The sequence below is a fragment of the Clostridium boliviensis genome, assembly GCF_033342255.1.
Classification (GTDB): Bacteria; Bacillota; Clostridia; order Lachnospirales; family Lachnospiraceae; genus Lacrimispora; species Lacrimispora boliviensis.
This window is the reverse complement of record NZ_JAWONS010000290.1, coordinates 202854-222738: the sequence shown is the minus strand read 5'-3', so window position 1 is coordinate 222738 and position 19885 is coordinate 202854. Positions and strand designations below refer to the sequence as shown.

Below are 19885 nucleotides of genomic sequence, written 5' to 3'. Positions count from 1 at the left end.
CTTCATTAACAAAAAATATTTTACTACTTGCTTATTTTGTAAGCTAGTTGTAAAATCCATCTGTAAGTGCTTACACAATTATACATGTATATGGTGTTTTGGAGACACCCAAAACGTCATGGTTTTAACAATTTCTTTGTTATCGGAACGGATAGAATGTATTATGCCAGCCATAAAGGACATGTTGCAGTAGGAGGCTAAACAGGAACAGGGGTCGGAAATATGCTGTTACTGTTTAGGAACGAACCTGCAAAGGTTAGAGGCATACATGATGTGCTGATTAGGCATGGACGAAGAATGCCATTGAAATTGTGAAAACAGTACCAATGATAAAGATGATGCAAATCAATGCCCGCTTGGACGGAGGACGTAGTCGGGTTTGTCAGAGCATCATAAATAACAATACGTGGAACAGAATGGAATGCATTAAAAAAGCTAATCGCTAAAGTTAGGGCTGGCTGTTTGCAGAACTAAACCTGTAATGAAAATAATGGAACTATTCTGTGAAATCGGGGGACTTTCACTGGGTACCTGTTATATTCGAGGTTTATGTTGTTGAAATGACCGGAAACAAGACGCCCTGAATTTTGTTTAATACTTTCCTGGCTGTAGAGACGTATAAAAAAATAAAAAGATCGTGCTGCAAGAGTGGGGATTTTACCTTTTTGCAGCACGCTCTTTTTTCGAAAATAACAGTTGCCTCTCAACTCGAACATGCTTTCGCCTTTTTGTTAAATTTAACATAATGCATAACCTATGTCAATATGGTCATGTGTATATTCATGCCACGTTAAGCCTATTATTTGATATTGTAAATAGCAATTTAGGGTATCGGCTGTATCTGCCCATAATAAAAAGATCATTTTTTTACTTACGAAAGATCTTTTTTATATTCCAAATCTTTTTAAATCAAACAATATATGATAACTTATTGTCAAAGTTTTATGCTTTAACAAACTGTTATTAACAGCGAAAAAGTGAGGAGAATGATATGAAAAAAGGAATATTTATAGGTATCGCCGCAATGGCAGCAGCGGCAGCAGCCGTAATTGTATTATCTGGTCCGCTTTATACCAGTTTAGACAAATCGGGGAAAAAGAATGTACAAGAAGCGGCGGTTGAAGGTATACCAGAGAGTGAAGTGAAAGCAGATGAAAAGCAGGCTGACATTGTTATAATCGGAGCAGGTGGAGCCGGAATGACAGCAGCTGTTGAAGCGTCTCAAAAAGGAGCCGCCAATCTGATTGTATTAGAAAAAATGCCGATTACAGGTGGAAATACCGTCCGTGCCACAGGTGGTTTAAATGCAGCTGAAACACCATATCAGAAGACCGATGGAATTGAGGATTCCATTGAACTGTTTGTGGAAGACACCATGAAGGGCGGCAAAAATTTAAATGATCCAAAGCTTGTCCAGGTGCTGGCGGAGCAGTCTGCAGATGCAGTAACGTGGGTCAATGAAAACGGCGGAGACTTATCTGTAGTAGGGCAGTTCGGCGGAGCAAGTGTTAAGAGAATCCATCGCCCCTCCGATACTTCTGCAGTAGGTCCCATGCTGGTAAATGCTCTGAATGCTAAACTGAAGGAACTGGATGTACCTGTATTTTTAGAGACAGAAGCAGTACAAATCTTACTAGATGAAGAGGGCACTGTGCAGGGCGTACAGGCAGTAACAAAGGGCGGTGAGCCTTATACGATCTCCTGCAAGGCCGTGATTTTAGCCACAGGAGGATTTGGAGCCAATACTGAGATGGTGGTAAAATACAAAAAAGATTTAGACGGTTTTTGCACTACCAATCACTCCGGTGCAACCGGTGATGGAATTGTTATGGCTGAAGAACTGAAGGCAGGACTTGTAGATATTGACCAGATCCAGACCCACCCAACCGTTAATCCGGATACAACTACCATGTATACAGAAGGCGTCCGCGGAAACGGAGCAATTTTAGTCAACCGGTCCGGTAAACGTTTTATTAACGAACTGGAAACAAGAGATGTGGTATCAGAGGCTATCTTAAACCAGGAGGGAAAAACCTGTTACTTAGTATTTGACCAGTCCGTAAGAGAAAGCTTATCTGCCATTGAAAAGTATATCGGTCAGGGCATTATTACCCAGGCTGATACACTGGAGGAACTGGCAGAAGCCATCGGTGTTGATAAAGATCAGCTGAAGGCAACTCTGGAACAGTATGCAAAATACCAGGCAGAGGGCAATGATACAGAATTTGGCAGAGAAAGCCTGGAAGTTCCCCTAAGTATGCCACCTTACTATGCGGGACTTTGCGCTCCAGCCGTTCATCATACCATGGGCGGAGTGAAAATTGATCCATCCACCCAGGTGTTAAAAGAGGATGGCAGTGTAATACCGGGACTGTTTGCAGCCGGAGAGGTAGTTGGTGGAGTTCATGGAGCAAACCGTCTGGGAGGAAACGCTGTGACAGATATTGTGGTTTTCGGAAGACTGGCGGGAAGTGCGGCTTATGACTATGTTGCTGCAAACGGCGGTTTCACTGAAAAAACCATGAAGACCGCAGAAGAAGGAGAAGCTGCAAAGCCGGAAGTTAAGGGTAACTATAAGGACGGAACCTATACCGGGACCGGGAAAGGAAATAATGGAGACATTACCGTTGAGGTAGTGGTGAAAGACGGAAGTGTAACGGGAATAAAATTGACAGACCATCATGAAACTCCTGGAATCTATGAAGCGGCAGAAAAGGCGGTTACTGCAGCCATAATTAAGACTCAAAGTGTTTTTGTTGATGGGGTGTCCGGTGCCACAAACTCTTCCAAAGGAATCAAGGAAGCGGTTGCAGCTGCCCTTGAAAAAGCAAAATAACTGACCTGTTAAAAATTGTATTTGAACAATTGATAATTCAACGTTATAATAGAAAAAATACAATTGACAAAAGCTTGATGGCAGATAGGGAAAGGAATCAGGATGAAAACAGTCAGAGTGAGAGATGTGGTCATTGGAGAAGGCGTGCCCAAAGTATGTGTACCCATTGTTGAAAAAAAACTGGAAGATGTGGTTTTGGCTGCAGGTAACTTAAAAGCAAGCGGAGCCGATGTGGCAGAATGGCGGATTGACTGGTTTGATGATGGGTATGAAACTGATAAAGTTGTGGAAGCGGCACGCCGTATCAGGGAAGTGCTAAAGGAGGTACCTCTTCTTGCGACTTTCCGGACTGCAGGCGAAGGGGGAGTAAAGGAGATCAATGTGCAGCAGTATATTGATTTATATCTTGCTCTTATCCACTCTGGCTATGTGGACCTGATTGATGTGGAATTATTTTTTGATGAAGAAGCTGCAAAGTACCTTGTAGCAGAAGCCCATAAGGAAGGCGTATGTGTGATTGCATCTAACCATGATTTTGAAAACACGCCTGAGAAAGCGGAGATGTTTCGCCGTGTAGAGAAGATGATTGAGCTGGGAGCAGACATACCTAAAATAGCAGTGATGCCGCGGAAAATGGAAGATGTTATGGTCTTATTAATAGCTACCTATGAGATGTCCCACAATCTGGCAGACCGCCCCATTATTACTATGTCCATGTCAAAGGAGGGGGTAATCAGCCGGTTTTCCGGTGAATTCTTCGGTTCTGCACTCACCTTTGCATCGATTGGAAAAGAATCGGCGCCCGGACAGATTGAAGCTGGTAATTTAAAAAAGATGCTCACTCAGATACACGAAATTATTTCATAAATGACTCCTTAATTGCTTTGATAAAAAAGGATCTTGACAAATAAAAAGAAACCACATATACTAAAAAATAACTTCATATACAAGGAAAAGCATTGATAAGAACAAGTAACAGTACGGGGACCAGACAGAGAGCAGCCGGTTGATGAGAGGCGCATGGAAAGCGGACTGCGAATACATCTTTGAGCTTCGCTCCCAAAGGTGATATAACCCGGTAGGCGGCGACGGATTCCTGCACCCGTTATTGTGCTAGAGTATCAGATCAGTACTCGAAGAGATAAGCAGTGTGAGCTGTTTATAAAAAAAAGGTGGTAACGCGAGATTTTAACCTCGTCCTTTTAACAAGGACGGGGTTTATTTTATGTAAAGGAGAATTGGAATGACAATTTACGAAGAACTGAAAGCCAGAGGGCTGATTGCCCAGGTGACCAATGAAGAAGAGATCAGCAAAATGGTCAATGAAGGAAAGGCCATATTCTATATTGGATTTGACCCTACAGCAGACAGTCTCCATGTGGGACATTTTATGGCGCTGTGTTTAATGAAACGTCTGCAGGAGGCAGGTAATAAACCCATCGCCTTAATCGGCGGAGGAACCGGTATGGTAGGCGATCCTTCCGGAAGAAGCGATATGCGTCAAATGATGACGGAAGAAACAATAGCCCATAACTGTGACTGTTTTAAAAAGCAGATGAGCCGTTTTATTGACTTCTCTGAAGGAAAAGCCATGATGGTAAACAATGCGGACTGGCTGATGGGCTTAAATTATGTTGATTTTCTCCGGGAAATCGGTCCTCATTTCTCTGTAAACCGTATGCTAACTGCAGAGTGCTACAAACAGCGTATGGAAAAAGGGTTAAGCTTCCTGGAATTTAACTACATGATTATGCAGAGCTATGATTTCTACGAGCTGTTTCAGCGCTATGGATGCAATATGCAGTTTGGCGGAGATGACCAGTGGAGCAATATGCTTGGGGGAACCGAGCTGATCCGCAGAAAGCTGGGTAAGGATGCTCATGCCATGACCATCACACTGCTTTTAAACTCTGAAGGCAAAAAGATGGGAAAGACCCAGTCAGGTGCTGTGTGGCTTGATCCGGAAAAAACTTCTCCTTTTGATTTCTTCCAGTACTGGAGGAACATTGCAGATGCGGATGTATTAAAGTGTCTTCGTATGCTTACCTTCCTCCCGTTAAGCCGGATTGATGAGATGGACAGCTGGGAAGGCAGCCAGTTAAACGAGGCAAAGGAGATACTGGCTTACGAACTGACCAAGCTGGTGCATGGAGAAGAAGAAGCAGAAAAAGCCAAAAAGAGTGCAAGAGAACTCTTTTCAGGCGGCAATGCAGAAAATATGCCGGTTTGTGAGCTGAGCGAAGCTGACTTTACCGACGGAAGTGTTGATATTTTAACCATTCTCCAGAAATCAGGACTTGCACCATCCCGTTCAGAAGCAAGACGGAATGTGGAACAGGGCGGAGTTACGGTAGATGGTGATGCTGTGAATGATGTAAAAACTTCCTTTACCAGGGAACATCTGGCTGACGGCGCCGTAGTTCGCCGGGGGAAGAAGAAGTTTGTAAAGGTTATTGCAATATAAAAATGTTATGCTCACTATTAATATAGATCAAAAGATGGACGCTTATTGCAGCCATCTTTTGGTCTTTTTATTTATGTGATTAAAGATTTCTTAGCATCAGAATTTGTTGAATGGTTCAAAAGTTTCATTTTATACGATATATATTGGCCTATTATTGGAAAATAGTATCTGTTATTACAGGAACGATTGATTATGACCTGCTCCACGCTTATTATGATTTTTATAGGAAGAATATTAAGAGCGATGAACAATAATTATCATATTAAAAAAGGAAAATCATGTGTTGGAGTTTAAATTTATTCATTAGTATAATGAAACCATACGAATATGGAGGTGATTAAGTGATGAATAATCTTGAACAAATTGTCATGGAGCTGGTTGTGAATGGGGGGAATGCCAGAAGTATGGCAATGAAGGCGATTACTGCTGCACAGAGTAAGAACTATGAACTTGCTGCAGAGAATATCCAGCAATGCAACTTAGCGCTAAACAGAGCTCATGAGTTCCAGACCGGGATACTTCAGGAAGAGGCAGGAGAAAGCGGACAGACACCCATTAGCTTAATTATGGTTCACGGCCAGGATCATTTAATGAATGCAATTACAATACGAGACCTGGCAATTCAAATGATTGAAATGTATAAAGTAATCTACAAAGAAAAGGAGGAACAATTATGATTTATATTACGCTTGTATGCAATATGGGGATGTCAACCAGTATGTTAATGAACAAAATGCGTAAAAGCGCAGAAGAGCGTTCTTTGGGGGTGGATATTGTGGCTATGGCAGACAGTAATCTTCCAAGCTCTGACCGCCACACGGATATTCTTCTTTTAGGTCCCCAGTTATCTTTCATGCTGGAAGGATTCAAAGAAAGGTACAAAGATAAGATTCCTTATATTACAGTTGTTAATCAAATGGATTATGGAATGATGAATGGAGAAAAGGTTTTGGATGATGCTCTTGCTATGATGAATTAAACCATGATAGGAGGCGTTCAGAGTGAGAAAGGGAGGAGCCTATGAATCGTGAGCTTATTGAAATTCTGAGTCTGCTAAATGAGAAAACATACAAGACTGCGGCTCAGTTGGCCGATTCCGTTTTAGCGCATGAAAAAACTGTACGTACTCGATTGAAAGAACTTAATAAAATTTTAAATTCCAATGGAGCTTCCATTGTATCAAAACAGAAATGTGGTTATCGTTTATTAATTCACGATTCAAAGTTATATACATCATTTTATTCTGCCATAGGTACAAGCAGAAATCAGATGCTTCCATCAAATTCTGAGGAACGTGTCAATTACATGCTGGAATATCTGTTGAATCATTCCAACTATGTAAAGCTGGAAGATTTTGTTGAAAATTTATATGTGTCCCGTAATACAATAACCGCTGACATCAAGAAAGTAGAGTATATTTTTAACTTTTATCATATTGATCTTGTCAGAAGACCGAATTATGGGGTTAAGGCGGTTGGGAGTGAATTTGACAAACGTATATGCATGGCGAATCATTTTTTAAAAGCAAATCTGTCTTTTAAAAATGATAAAAAGAAACATGAAGAGCAGCAGGCAGTATCAAGGATTTTGCAGAGCGTACTTTGTAAGAATTCAATTCGTATTTCAGAAATTGCTTTTCAGGCATTGACAATGTGCCTGTATTTTGGAGTTAAGCGAATCCAGATGGGTATTCGGATTGAAGAGGATGGGATCGGAAATAAGGCCGTTGGTGTAAACGGTAAGGTGGATATTGATGAAAAGATAATGGAAGTAGCGGTTCTTGTGGCAGTTGAAGCTGAAGCCCAATTTTCTGTTTCTTTATCAAAGGAAGAGGTCCGGTACATCGCAATACTTCTGGCTGGAACGGCTTTATCTGATATAGACCTGCCCATTAACAAAAACCTGGAAATCACTCATTTCATTGACGATTTATCAATGCGGATGATATTGCGTGTTCGCGAAGGTTTTCAGTTGGATTTTTTAGAGAATTTTGACTTGCGTATGAGTCTGAACAAGCACATGGTTCCTTTCAATATTCGTATGCTCTATGGAATTCCACTGAAGAATCCAATATTAGAAAATGTAAAAAAAGAATACCCGTTTGCATATAATCTGGCAGCCCATGCATGTACTGTTTTAAATGAGCATTACGGCGTGAGTGTACCAGAAGAAGAGATTGGATATTTTGCTCTTTTATTTCAATTTGCTCTTGAGAAGCAGGAGAGGAGGATACAGAGAAAGAATATTCTGATTGTATGTTCATCGGGGAGGGGAAGTTCACAATTATTTATCCACAGGTATCGACAGATGTTTGGAAAATATGTGGATCAGATTCGGGAATGTACGGTATTGGAAGTAGCAGCATATGATTATTCAGATATTGATTATTTGTTCACTACGGTACCGCTGGATGTGCCAGTACCGGTGCCAGTTTTTGCAGTGAGCCTGTTTTGGGACAGGGAAGATTTTGCCACTGTTCATAAATTATTTGAACAGGACATTAATAAGGTAATTAATCAATTTTTTGTTCCTGAACATTTTTACAATAAGATTGATTTACAAAGCAGAGAGGAAGTAATACGTTTCCTGTGTGACGCTGCCAATCAGCATTATGCATTACCGGAAGATTTCTACGAATCAGTTATGAAGCGCGAATTTCTAGGACAGACGGATTTTGGCAATCTCGCTGCCATCCCTCATCCATTTACCATTATGACAGATAATAGCTTCGTCATAGTTGGGATATTAAAAGAACCGATTCAGTGGGGACACAATGAGGTACAGATCGTATTTTTAGTATCTATCTCCAAAGCAGGTGATAAGAATATCGAAGACTTTTATCAGTTGATAACAAACCTTTTATTCAATACGAAAAAGATGAATCAGTTAATAGAAGATCCAAACTTCGAAAACCTGGTAAAATTGCTGAATGATTCTATAGAATAAATGTACCGTAATAAGTGTTTTAAGTTACTATTGTTTTTATAAGAGAAAGTTTTTATGAGGTGGGAAAATGGATAAGTTAACAAACTGGGTGCAACAGGTGTTAGTCAGGAAAATGAATAAAATTACTAACTCCCGATATTTTCAGGCAATAAAATATGGATTTTTAGCAATTATGCCTCTTACTATTATAGGATCTATTTTTATGCTCATTACAGATTTCCCGATTCCTGGCTATACAGAATGGATGTCCGGAATCTTCGGTGAGAATTGGATGGATTATATCTCCCCGGCATATCGGGCTACATTCAATATTATGGGACTGGTATTTTCGGGTACCATGTCTTATAAACTGGCGGAACGGTATGAGATGGATAAACTGACCTCTCTGGTATTAGGAATTGTTGCTTATGTTGTGGTGATTCCCAAAACTGTAGTTTCTGATTCGGGAGAAATTATCACCAGAGTGATGTCATTTGAATGGACAGGAACAAAAGGCGTTATTGCTGCATTAATAATGTCAATTATTTCAGTGGAAATCACCAGATTTTGTGTCCGAAAAAATATTATAATTAAAATGCCAGATAGTGTTCCGCCTATGATAAGTAATGCTTTTAGCGCATTAATTCCCGGGTTTCTGATTGTATTGACTTCTTTAATTTTTAATGGAATCGGAGTCAGAATATCAGGTTCATTTCCGCAGCTGCTTTATTCTATTATTCAGGTTCCGTTACAGGGAATTATTGGTTCACCAATAGCGATAATTATTGTAGCCGGATTAAATGGTCTCGCCTGGTGGTTTGGTATTCATCCTACTGTTGTTAACTCCATGCTTTATCCGATCCTGTATGCGAATGCAGATGCGAACCAGGCATTGGCAGAAGCTGGTAATTTATCTATACAGACAGGTCATATTGGAACAGTGCAGATGTTAGATCAGATGGGTACCATCGGGGGTGCTGGTTTAACCATAGGATTTGTGCTGAGTATGATTCTGGTAAGGCGTTCTTCCCGAATGAAGGCAATGCTAAATGTATCTCTGATTCCATCTTTTTTTAATATTAATGAGCCCATTATTTTTGGAGTCCCCGTAATTTTCAATCCATTGTTTTTAATACCCATAACGCTGGCTCCGATTGTTTCAGTAATTATTGCTTACATATCAATTGCAATTGGATTCATGCCGATGTTTGCTGCCAGACAGGCCCCATGGGCAATGCCGATTATCTTTTCAGGAATTGCTGTTTCCGGCTGGCAGTGTGCAGTGACTCAGGTTGTTGCAGTTTTAGCATCTACGATTATTTACTATCCATTTGTTAAAGTGTTGGATCAGCAGTATTGCAAAGAAGAGAATAAAGAGAATATTAGTGCCTAGTCATACTATTGGGAATTGGAGTGTGCGAATGATGTTGAAGAAAAAATATGATTTTGACCAGGTTATTAATCGTAAAAATACTAACAGCTTAAAATATGACTTTGTTCTTGAAAGAGGAAAACCAGAGGATATTCTTCCTATGTGGATAGCTGATATGGATTTTATGATACCAGATGAAATCGTGGATGCCCTTCATGAACGTGTGAATCAGGGGATATTCGGTTATACCGAGACAAAAGACAGATATTTTGAGGCAGTCCGTTATTGGCTGAAAAAAAGGCACGGCTGGATTGTGGAAAAAGATTGGCTGGTTAAGAGTCCTGGAGTTGTATTTGCTCTTGCAATGGGAGTAAGAGCTTTTACCGAACCTGGAGACGGCGTATTGATTCAGCAGCCAGTTTACCAGGTCTTCGACAAAGTCGTAAGGGAGAATGACAGAGTTGTTATTGACAATACCCTTGTTCTTTTAGAAGACGGGAAATACCATATGGATCTTGAAGATTTTGAAAGAAAAGCAGTACAGCATCATGTTAAATTATTTTTATTATGCAATCCTCATAATCCGGGTGGAATCGTGTGGAGCCATGAGGAACTCGAAAAGCTGGGCGATATCTGCATCAGGAGAGACATCATCATAATCAGTGATGAAATACATGAGGATTTTGTATACAATGGGAAACATCAGGTGTTTGCAAATTTAAATGATGGATTGAAAGAAAGAACAGTGACATGTACAGCCCCAAGCAAGACTTTTAATCTTGCAGGATTGCAGACATCTAACATTTTTATTCCAAATTCCAGTCTTAGAGAAAAGTTCTGCAAGCAGATGAGAGCAGTAGGATATGACCATCTTAATACCCTGGGGCTTGTTGCATGTGAAGCAGGGTACCGTTATGGGGAAGACTGGCTGGAACAGCTATTGGAATATTTAAAAGGGAACATTTCATATGTAAGGGAGTATCTGGAGAAAAAAATCAGCAGGATCAAATTGATTGAACCGGATGCAACCTACCTCCTGTGGCTGGATTTCAGGGAATTGGGCATATCCGAAGAAGAGCGTATAGATCTGCTTGAGAATAAGGCAGGTATCTGGCTGAACAGCGGTCTCAAGTTTGGTAAATCAGCAGAAGGATTTGAACGAATCAACATAGCCTGCCCCCGTTCAGTTCTTAAGGAGGCTTTAAGTAGACTGGAGCGGGCTGTAAATACATTGTAATATATGAGACACCAGGGTTTGAATTACATTTTAATTCAAACCCTGGTGTCTCTTCATGAAAAATTCTCTCCTTTTATTTATGGCCATATCGTTGCTTTTTCCGGCTGCTTTATGGAAAGAGCAAAACGAAGTTTTTCCTCATCGGAAGTAAGTCCTAAAAGATACAGGTATTCTTTATTCAGCTTTTCATAGATATGAAGGATGGGCCTGCAGCGGATGGCAGTTGTATCAAGGATGCGCTCCAGATTTGTCACTGCGATTCTCACAATCTCCGGGTCCACAAGCTCATCATTTTTCATGCCTTCCAGTATCGTCTTTATCTTTTCCGATGGATAAGTATCCTTATAGCTTCTTGTCCCGGTAAGTGCACTAATGATATCTGCAATGGCTACCAGGCGCTCCTCTTTTGATAAGTCCCTTGCAGACAGACCCTTTGGATAACCGGTTCCATTCAGCTTTTCGTGATGGCGCAGAGCAATCCGTGCAACCGCATCATCAATGCTCCCGCCAAAAATCTCTTCCGTGTAATCAACATGAGTTCTCATGATATTCATTGCCTGGCGGCTTAGCTTTCCCGGATACTCTAGTATCTCCACAGGAACTGCGATTTTTCCCAGGTCATGAAGCAGAGCACCGCAGAGAATCACATTTAAACGATCTTCCGGGTAGGAAAGAAGTTTACCAAGCTCGTAGCTGATACTTGTTGTGGTAATAGTATGGGTGACTGTGTGGTGGCTTCTGAAATCAATGATAAAAACCAGCATTTTTAAATAATCAGTGATATCATCCCCGGAAAGTGGTATTCCGGTGAGAAAATCATTGAACTGACAGTCTGATTGCCATTCTTCTTCAATGGACTTTTTAAAAGAAAGTTTCTCTGCATGTTCTATGATATGAGGAGCATAGACGGTTCCCTGCTCCTTTTTTAAGTAAGAAATCGTAGCTTCCCACGAATATTTCTGCAGTGACATTAAGACATCAATCCTGTCTGCTATATGTATCAGCTGTCCTAAATCCTTCATTAATGGATCCAGCCCGCTCTCTTTTTCCAGAAAATCCCAGTTGGAATGGTGCAGGAGTACTGCAAATGCTAAATCCCTAAGGGGAGAGAAATAACGAATAAAAAGATATCCATAGAAAGAATGATCCCAGACATCTTTCGTTTCAAACTGAAGCATGCGGGAGATTTCTTCTGTCTTGTAAGCGCCAATATCATGAAGCTGTGCGACAAAACAGATGTTTCTCAGCTCCTGGCTGGTAAACTGCCCCGTCTCCTTCAGCATCCGGAATACAATGTAAGACACATGGGAACCGTGTTCTGTGAGCCGGGGATCTATATAATTGCAAAAACGTCGTATAATGTTAAGAATACTTTCGTTATTAATCGCTTTGGTATACTGCACCTGCATGCATGAGGTTCTCCTTTCGTACACAGTTCTGTAACATAGTTTACCATATCTGTTTACATATGGAAAGAAGAGAATAGCAGCTTTTTAGTGTAAAATTATAAACACAGCTCTGGAAAACGAGTTGAGAATAATGGAGAGCGGTTGTATAATAAAATCGTTGTGTTTGATGATGAGAGGTGCTTATGGAGGGAATAGCATGAAAAAAGAAACAACGGGTTACATTCAACTGATTGAAGAAAAATTAATTTACGATAATCCTCTTTCCAAACCGGAAGATGTGGAGAATTTCGTGCTGGAAGGGAAGGCATCGATAAGCTTTGAAGAGGGGAACATGCGTTTAGAAAATGGTCTGAATCAGGAACTGGGACAAAAGGCCAATTACGTTTTATGGTGTCCTGAGGAATTTCCGGAAAATATTAAGATTACCTGGGAATTTAAACCGGTTACTGACCAGGGGCTTTGCATTTTATTTTTTGCTGCTTCGGGACGGAACGGAGAAGACTTATTTGACTCATCTCTGGCAGAACGGACGGGGGAATATCCCCAGTATCACAGCGGTGATATCAATGCCTTTCATGTATCATATTTTCGCAGAAAGGAGCCGGATGAGAGAGCTTTTCATACCTGTAATTTAAGAAAAAGCTACGGATTCCATCTGGTTGCACAGGGGGCGGATCCTTTGCCTGGAGCAGTTGATGCCAATGGCTTTTACCGGATATCCATTCGGAAATATCATAACGAAATCCGTTTTTCAGTTAATGATCTTCAGGTATTTGAATTTGAAGACGATGGACATACATTTGGAGAGGTTTTAAAGGGAGGCAAAATCGGATTCCGCCAGCTGGCGCCTCTTACTGCGGATTACAGGAATTTAAAGGTGTATGAACTGATCTAGTTATCAACAATATTTAAAGGCATAAATTGATAACTACCGTTTTAAAGTGGAAAAAATCCGTCGTACTTGAGAAGGAGATCAGACAAGAAGTGGATAGAAAATGATTGTTTACAATTATCAGGGCCAGGGATATAATATGTCACAAATAGGGCGTGGGTGTATATCAGATAGTAACAGGAAGATAAAACGGAACAAAAGCTGCGTTAGTATAAGAATACGCAGCTTTTGCTCTCTTTTTTTATGCCTGTATGCATGATAGAAGAAAATCACAGATAAAATGAAAGGTAGGTAAAAGTATGTTAATGGATTTGGCGGGGAAATGGGAGGTATGGCTGGAAAATACAGAGGAAGAAATACCGGAAAGGGAACGGCCGAAAAGGAAGCCGGATGGATCGGTTATACTTCCGGGGATTCTGCAGGCCCAGGGATATGGTAACCAGGTTACGGTGGATACGCCGTGGGTCAGCGGGCTTCATGATCCCTTCTGGTATGAAAGGGAAGAATATTCGTACGGACAGGAGGGGGGCTTAAGTATTCCGTTTCTTTCGCAGCCTCCACGTCATTACTTAGGAAGAGCCTGGTATAAGAGAGAATTTACTGTCACAGAGGACACGCGAGATGAATTCTATCTCTTTGTTGAATTAACCAGATGGAGCTCTTTTGCATGGGTTGATGAAACGCCGCAGGGCGGGGACTGCTCGTTGTGTACAGCGCATCAGATCAGTCTGGGGAAGCTGAGTCCAGGAACCCATACATTGACGGTCTGTATCGATAACCGGTTCCAGTATCCGTACCGTCCCGATGGACATGAGGTATCGGATTCTCTGGGAGCAACATGGAATGGTATGGCCGGAGAAATCGTTATAATTTCCGCCGGTGAAGCAGAGCGGCGTCTGGAAGAAAAAAAACGATATGCAAAGGAACAACCGAGATTTCTGGAGGTGAAAGAAGGTTTGTTCTATGTGGATGGCAGGCCGGAATATTTTCGTGGAACCCATTTTGGGGGTGATTATCCTTTGACCGGATATCCGGAGACGAACCCGGACTGGTGGGAGAAATGTATGGAAATCATAAAGGAATGGGGATTTAATTTTATCAGGTGCCATTCGTACTGTCCTCCTGAGGCAGCATTTGCGGCAGCCGACCGTGCAGGAGTTTATATTCAGGCAGAATGTGGGATGTGGAATGTATTTGAGGAAGGGATCCCAATGCTTTCCGTGTTAAAAGATGAGACCAGGAGAATCTTAAGCCAGTTTGGTCATCACCCGTCTTTTGTGCTGTTATCTCCTGCCAATGAGCCTTCCGGAAAATGGTACGGTCCGCTGAAACGCTGGGTGAAAGAAACCCGGGAATACGACCGCAGTCTGGGGTATGAAGGGAGACGGCTTTATACGGCCCAGTCAGGCTGGTTTTACGATACACCACCCGAAGAGATAACAGGAACCGATTATATTTATTTTCACCGTTCCGCTTATGGACCGATTCTGGGAGGAAACATTCGTGGGTTTGAAGGCTGGCGCGGGAAGGATTACAGGGCTTCCTTAAAGGGGACAAGGCTTCCTGTCATTTGCCATGAGATGGGACAATGGTGTTCTTATCCGGATTTTTCAGTCATGGAGAAATTTACCGGATATTTAAAACCGGGTAATTATAATGTATTCCGGGAAAGTGCCAGAGCACACGGCGTGCTTCAAAAGTGCCGCGAATTTGCCTGGTGTTCCGGAAAAAATCAGGTGTTGATGTATAAGGAAGACATGGAAGCTAATTTTCGGACTCCTCATCTTTATGGATTTGAAATGCTGGACTTACATGATTATCTGGGACAGGGAACTGCCCTTGTAGGGGTGCTTGATCCATTCTGGGAAAGTAAGGGGTACATAAAGCCGGAAGAATTCCGGGAATTTTGTGGAGAAACCGTACTTCTGGCCAGAATGCCATCCTATGTTTATCAGACAGCAGACCAGGTTATTATTCCAGTTGAAGTGTGTCATTTTGGGAAAGAGCCCATAGAAAGCTGCGATGTCAAATGGAGCATTGAGACAGAAGAAAATGGCTTAAAAACTGTGATTTTTAAGGGAGTATGGAAGGATTGTTTTATCCCCGCGGCAAAGAATACGCAGATTGGGGAAATCGAACCTGATTTTACTGTAATAAAAGAAAATAAAAAGCTCACTCTGACTGTGGAGATGGGAAAGGTGAGAAATCACTGGGATTTTTTTGTGTATGAGAAAAGCAGTGATTGTTTTGATATGGAAAAAAGCAGTGAGGTTGTGTACACCAGAGACTGGCAGGAGGCGAAAAGAGAGCTGGAGCGGGGTAAACGGGTGGTTTATTCCCCCTATTTATCTGAGCTGGACTTCGACTGTCCTCCTCTTTCCATGAGACCAGTATTCTGGAACAGCCAGATGGGACCGGGCTGGACAAGAAGCCTTGGACTGGTGATACACAAAGATCATCCCCTGTTTCGGGATTTTCCAACAGAGGAATACGGAGGCTGGCAGTGGGAGGAGATTTTAGATCAGGCAAGAGGTTTTCTTCTTGATGAAATGCCAAAGGGACTGACTCCCATCGTTTCTGCAATTGATGATTGGAACAGGAATCTGCCGCTGGGACTGATTTTTGAAGGAAGAGCAAACGCAGGAAGGCTTCTTGTTATCTGCGCATGCCTGGAAGGGGAGTTTGAGAAACGGCCGGCAGCCTGGAGTTTAAAGAAGGCTCTTCTTACCTATGCAGCTTCAGAATCATTCTGTCCGGAAACAGAGCTTAGGCCGGAATGGATTGAGGACCACCTCTTTCCCAATAACAGAATGAGGCAGTTAAATGCCAGTTACAGGGCAGAGCCAGAGGCAGCTGTAATAAATTTAACAGCTCTGGAAGAAGAGAACCCAAACCATTCTGTGTGGATAGAAAAAGATAATTATCCGATTTCTGTGGAAATTTCTTTCAGTGAGAGGATTTTGGTATCAGGACTGATTGTTGTACCGGATCAAAAAGACCGAATGCATCAGGGCTGTATAAAAGACTACGTGGTTCATGTGCGGCAGGGAGAAAACTGGGAGGAAGCAGCCAGAGGGCATTTTGCATCATCCTTTTTGTCTCAGAAAGCCTGGTTTGATAAAGAATATGATACAGAATCGATAAAATTCACAGCCCTATCCGGTTACGCAATGGGGGAACGGCCGGTATGGGAAGAGAGGTCTGATGGCTGGCACTGTATAAAAAAACAGGGCATACCTGCCATACAGATAGCGGGATTACATATTATCTGCGATAAAAAGGTACAAGGAAATGACACGCTTTTCTGGAAACAGTTTCTAAAGAGCAAGACGAAAGAAATTGAGAATTAAGGAATGGGGAATATGCGGATTAAAAAAATTATTAGCTCATTAACCTATGAAAAGCAGATATTTGTAAAACTGCTGGGGCTGGTGACGATACCGCTCATTGTTATGGGGATTATATCGTGCAATATCTATATTAAGGGAGAAACTTCAAAAAAACAGATGGCTTTAAATTCTTATAGTGATGAGGTCTCGCGGGAATACGAAAATATTTTGTCCACTTTAAAAGAATACTATATTGAAGCAGTAAGCAAAGATGACATCCACTGGCTGGAACGTCAGGAAGAGCCTCCGTTTTCTAAATATAGTAATTTAAAACAGGCCCAGAGGATTTTAGAAGGCAATTACTTTATGAGAAGATATATTGCTGACTATGAATTCATTAATGTAAAGTATGGCTGGGTGTTTAATAATTATGGAATGTTTTCATTTGATAAAATGAAAAACAGGGAAGAGACAGAACATTTTTTAAAAGATCAGGAAAATATGCTGTTGTCTGTATACTGGCTGAACCGGTCCGGGGCTCTTAGCCCTATGAGCGGGAGTATGCGGATGACGAATACCGTGGATTCCTCCGGTCTTCGCCTTGTCATAAAAAAAGAACAGGGTATTGGCGGATTATCCTGGCTTCTTACCATTAAGATTGATAAAAATCAGCTGAATGAAATGGCTAAGTCCTATAAAATGATGGGGTATGACGTTTCAATGATCGGAAGCGGGCAAGTGCTGCTGGAAACCAATCCCACAATGACGAATGTGTATCGAAACAGCGGGAGAGAAGGTTCCGGAGTCTATAAGAGTGAAAATGGTGATAAATATCATATTAATGTACGGACCGATGAGATAAGCGGACTAAACTATCTGGTGGGGTATAATACAGCCAACGTAAAAAAGGATGCCTTCGTATTTATTTTCGCTTCTTTTGCTGTCTTGGCGGGTTTTGCTCTTATTCTGTTTTTCATTCAGCTGACTGCGGCTGCATTTGCTATGCCTCTTAGAAGGCTGGAAAAATATGTGGATGACCAGGATCGTCAGATTAAAAAACTGTTAGTCTCCAATTTAATTGAGGGGGAACTGAATGAAAAAAATATAGAAGAAGCATTAAAAAAATCGGAAATCATGCCCTTATATGCATACCGGATGATTGCCATGATCTGTAAAAGTGCTCCGTACGATGAGGAAAAAGGAAAGGAAAAATATACTGAAATTCTTTCTGCGCTGCCGAAGGCATTGGAGAATGATATTTTTATCGCTCCTGTATATTACCGGGATAAACTGATATTCATAACCGGGGCACAAAACGATATGGAGGTGGATGCCAAAACAGCTGTGCTTTATAAGGGGCTGAAGGATTATATAGCAGAATCTTATGGATTTGTCATTGCATCGGGAATCAGCCAGCCATTTCACAGACTTCATCATGTAAGGCGTGCATACAGTGAATGTGCAGAAGCGCTGTATAATAAATCAAATAAAGCAGACATGAATAATTCCTCTTTGGTCCTGTTTGATGATTATTTAATGAAGAGCCAGGTGGGAAATGTTTACGATATGATTATGGAAAATGAATTGATCCAGTCGATTACAAGCGGTAAGGAAGAAGAGGCAGCATGTCTGCTGAATGTAATCATTGACCGGATGGAAATTAAAAATGTGGTTGGGATCGAACGTAATTTTTATTTGACAAGGTTACTTACTGCGATGCTGAATATACCGTCATCTGCCAATATTTCGTTATCTGATGTATTTGACAGCGAACAATATAATATACTCAATTCCATCACTCAGATCTATGATAAGAAAAAAGTTATTTCAGCAGTGAATGATCAGATTATTAAGCCAATTATTTCCAGGCTGATCAAAAAAGGGCAGGAGGGAGAGGAGTCTTTAATTGTCCGGCAAGCAGTTGATCTGATTAAAGACAGCAAAGGAAATATAAGCCTCAATGATTGTGCAGAAAAGCTGTCCTATCATCCCAATTATTTAAGCAAGGTCATTAAGCGGGAATTAGGAATTACGTTTACTGATATGGCAACGGAGGAGAAACTGAAGCAGGCAAAATATATGCTTTTGACAACAGAATACTCCGTGGCCGAGATTTCTGAAAGGCTGACCTATAATAATGTACAAAACTTTATTCGCTTTTTTAAAAATAATGTGGGATTTACCCCCGCAGCATTTCGCAGGGAACACCGTAAGTGATGGAAGAAATTGATAATTTCCCTTTAACGGCCTCATAAAACCGTTTCATAATGCGGGATATGGGGCTTTTTTTCTGTTTTAAACCGGTTATAAAATGATTATTTACAAATGCCAGTTACAGGATATAAAATGTGCTCACACAGCGGCGCCGCAAACTACAAAAACCAGACATAATCACCAAAATCAGGTAGATTAATGAAAAGGGGAAATTGAAAAGGAGAGCATATGGAAAAGATGCAAAGTAATGCAAAGACCAGAGCGGGTACATGGAGGCATGAACTTTACGTACATAAGTGGCTGTATATTATGATTGTACCAGGTGTGATTTATATGCTGGTATTCCGGTATCTTCCCATGGGCGGACTAATTATGGCATTTCAGGATTTCAGCCCTTATAACGGCGATTCCATGATTGGTGCGTTTATTAAGAGTCCGTTTGTAGGATTGGATATATTTAAAAAGTTTTTTACAGGTCCGGATTTTTTTAAGGTTCTTAAAAATACTTTGTCTATTTCTTTTGCCAGTTTAATCTTTTATTTTCCAGCTCCGATTATACTGGCACTATTCTTAAACGAGATAAAGAATGTGGCTTTTAAGCGTGTAACGCAGACAATGGTGTATATTCCCCATTTTATTTCCATGGTAATTGTGGCAGCATTGACTGCTCAGCTTTTTAGTACGACAGATGGTCTGGTTTACCATGTACTGGTCCAGATGTTTGGAAGAGCCAATGCGCCGGATATCATGTCAAATCCCGGGCTGTTTGTCCACATGATTGTGGGGCAGAGTATGTGGAAGGAAACAGGATATGGCACCATTATTTTTCTTGCAGCACTTTCCGGCGTTGATGTCCAGCTTTATGAAGCAGCAGAGGTTGATGGTGCCAACCGATGGCATAAAATGTGGCATATTACATTGCCTGCGATCCGGTCTACCATTGTTATTATGCTGATCTTAAAAATCGGTACAATTTTAAATACCAGCTATGAACAGATCTTTCTGATGCAGAATTCCATGAACCGGTCCGTTTCCGATGTTTTCGATACCTACATCTATATGAAGGGTGTTGTAAACGGGAATTATTCTATGGCAACGGCAGCAGGCATGTTTAAATCCATCGTCAGTATGATTATGGTTTTAGGTGCAAATAAGCTTGCGAAAGCGTTTGGAGAGTCCGGATTCTATTAAAAAGGAGAATGAAGCA

13 protein-coding genes and 1 other annotated feature are annotated in these 19885 nt (G+C 41.2%); of the genes, 12 read left to right on the top strand and 1 reads right to left on the bottom strand.

Features of this window, described 5'->3' with window-relative positions:
- The first annotated feature begins 991 nt into the window (after positions 1-991).
- From RZO55_RS21395 to RZO55_RS21360, 8 genes are all read left to right on the top strand, one after another.
- Positions 992-2836 (top strand): flavocytochrome c, encoded by a 1845-nt coding sequence (locus RZO55_RS21395; protein ID WP_318066296.1) that lies wholly within the window; start codon positions 992-994, stop codon positions 2834-2836.
- A gap of 102 nt (positions 2837-2938) precedes the next feature.
- On the top strand, positions 2939-3703 hold the full coding sequence (gene aroD / locus RZO55_RS21390; protein WP_318066295.1) for a type I 3-dehydroquinate dehydratase: 765 nt from the start codon (positions 2939-2941) through the stop codon (positions 3701-3703).
- 83 nt (positions 3704-3786) lie between these two features.
- Positions 3787-4041 (top strand) — a binding site (T-box leader).
- Between the two features lie 38 nt (positions 4042-4079).
- Positions 4080-5300 carry a tyrosine--tRNA ligase gene (gene tyrS, locus RZO55_RS21385; RefSeq protein ID WP_318066294.1) on the top strand — a complete coding sequence of 407 codons (1221 nt, stop codon included), beginning with the start codon at positions 4080-4082 and terminating at the stop codon, positions 5298-5300.
- Between the two features lie 344 nt (positions 5301-5644).
- Complete coding sequence (locus RZO55_RS21380) at positions 5645-5977, top strand: PTS lactose/cellobiose transporter subunit IIA (RefSeq protein ID WP_318066323.1); 333 nt, start codon at positions 5645-5647, stop codon at positions 5975-5977.
- Entirely contained in the window at positions 5974-6279 is a 306-nt protein-coding gene (locus tag RZO55_RS21375) for a PTS sugar transporter subunit IIB (protein WP_318066293.1), read from the top strand. The genes RZO55_RS21380 and RZO55_RS21375 overlap by 4 nt, the downstream gene beginning before the upstream one ends.
- A gap of 41 nt (positions 6280-6320) precedes the next feature.
- Entirely contained in the window at positions 6321-8246 is a 1926-nt protein-coding gene (locus tag RZO55_RS21370; RefSeq protein WP_318066292.1) for a BglG family transcription antiterminator, read from the top strand.
- 67 nt (positions 8247-8313) lie between these two features.
- The gene (locus RZO55_RS21365) at positions 8314-9618 is read left to right on the top strand and encodes a PTS sugar transporter subunit IIC (RefSeq protein WP_318066291.1); all 1305 of its coding nucleotides are present in this window, start codon (positions 8314-8316) and stop codon (positions 9616-9618) included.
- Positions 9619-9646: 28 nt separating this feature from the next.
- Complete coding sequence (locus tag RZO55_RS21360) at positions 9647-10834, top strand: MalY/PatB family protein (RefSeq protein ID WP_318066290.1); 1188 nt, start codon at positions 9647-9649, stop codon at positions 10832-10834.
- 77 nt (positions 10835-10911) lie between these two features.
- Here RZO55_RS21360 and RZO55_RS21355 read toward each other — a convergent pair whose 3' ends face one another.
- Complete coding sequence (locus RZO55_RS21355) at positions 10912-12243, bottom strand: HD-GYP domain-containing protein (protein WP_318066289.1); 1332 nt, start codon at positions 12241-12243, stop codon at positions 10912-10914.
- Positions 12244-12439: 196 nt separating this feature from the next.
- Here RZO55_RS21355 and RZO55_RS21350 point away from each other — a divergent pair, with 196 nt between their 5' ends.
- The 4 genes from RZO55_RS21350 (at position 12440) to RZO55_RS21335 (ending at position 19869) form a co-directional block, all read left to right on the top strand.
- Complete coding sequence (locus tag RZO55_RS21350) at positions 12440-13138, top strand: DUF1961 family protein (protein ID WP_318066288.1); 699 nt, start codon at positions 12440-12442, stop codon at positions 13136-13138.
- A 296-nt stretch (positions 13139-13434) separates the two neighbouring features.
- Positions 13435-16485: a DUF8487 domain-containing protein gene (locus RZO55_RS21345; RefSeq protein WP_318066287.1), complete on the top strand. Its 3051-nt coding sequence runs from the start codon at positions 13435-13437 to the stop codon at positions 16483-16485.
- A gap of 12 nt (positions 16486-16497) precedes the next feature.
- Positions 16498-18681 carry a helix-turn-helix domain-containing protein gene (locus RZO55_RS21340; protein ID WP_318066286.1) on the top strand — a complete coding sequence of 728 codons (2184 nt, stop codon included), beginning with the start codon at positions 16498-16500 and terminating at the stop codon, positions 18679-18681.
- A 225-nt stretch (positions 18682-18906) separates the two neighbouring features.
- Positions 18907-19869 (top strand): ABC transporter permease, encoded by a 963-nt coding sequence (locus RZO55_RS21335; RefSeq protein ID WP_318066285.1) that lies wholly within the window; start codon positions 18907-18909, stop codon positions 19867-19869.
- Positions 19870-19885 lie beyond the last annotated feature (16 nt).

Coding starts and splice junctions, on each gene's coding strand:
- RZO55_RS21395 (WP_318066296.1), top strand. CDS start 992: ATGAAAAAAGGAATATTTATAGGTATCGCCGCAATGGCAGCAGCGGCA.
- aroD (WP_318066295.1), top strand. CDS start 2,939: ATGAAAACAGTCAGAGTGAGAGATGTGGTCATTGGAGAAGGCGTGCCC.
- tyrS (WP_318066294.1), top strand. CDS start 4,080: ATGACAATTTACGAAGAACTGAAAGCCAGAGGGCTGATTGCCCAGGTG.
- RZO55_RS21380 (WP_318066323.1), top strand. CDS start 5,645: ATGAATAATCTTGAACAAATTGTCATGGAGCTGGTTGTGAATGGGGGG.
- RZO55_RS21375 (WP_318066293.1), top strand. CDS start 5,974: ATGATTTATATTACGCTTGTATGCAATATGGGGATGTCAACCAGTATG.
- RZO55_RS21370 (WP_318066292.1), top strand. CDS start 6,321: ATGAATCGTGAGCTTATTGAAATTCTGAGTCTGCTAAATGAGAAAACA.
- RZO55_RS21365 (WP_318066291.1), top strand. CDS start 8,314: ATGGATAAGTTAACAAACTGGGTGCAACAGGTGTTAGTCAGGAAAATG.
- RZO55_RS21360 (WP_318066290.1), top strand. CDS start 9,647: ATGATGTTGAAGAAAAAATATGATTTTGACCAGGTTATTAATCGTAAA.
- RZO55_RS21355 (WP_318066289.1), bottom strand. CDS start 12,243: ATGCAGGTGCAGTATACCAAAGCGATTAATAACGAAAGTATTCTTAAC.
- RZO55_RS21350 (WP_318066288.1), top strand. CDS start 12,440: ATGAAAAAAGAAACAACGGGTTACATTCAACTGATTGAAGAAAAATTA.
- RZO55_RS21345 (WP_318066287.1), top strand. CDS start 13,435: ATGTTAATGGATTTGGCGGGGAAATGGGAGGTATGGCTGGAAAATACA.
- RZO55_RS21340 (WP_318066286.1), top strand. CDS start 16,498: ATGCGGATTAAAAAAATTATTAGCTCATTAACCTATGAAAAGCAGATA.
- RZO55_RS21335 (WP_318066285.1), top strand. CDS start 18,907: ATGGAAAAGATGCAAAGTAATGCAAAGACCAGAGCGGGTACATGGAGG.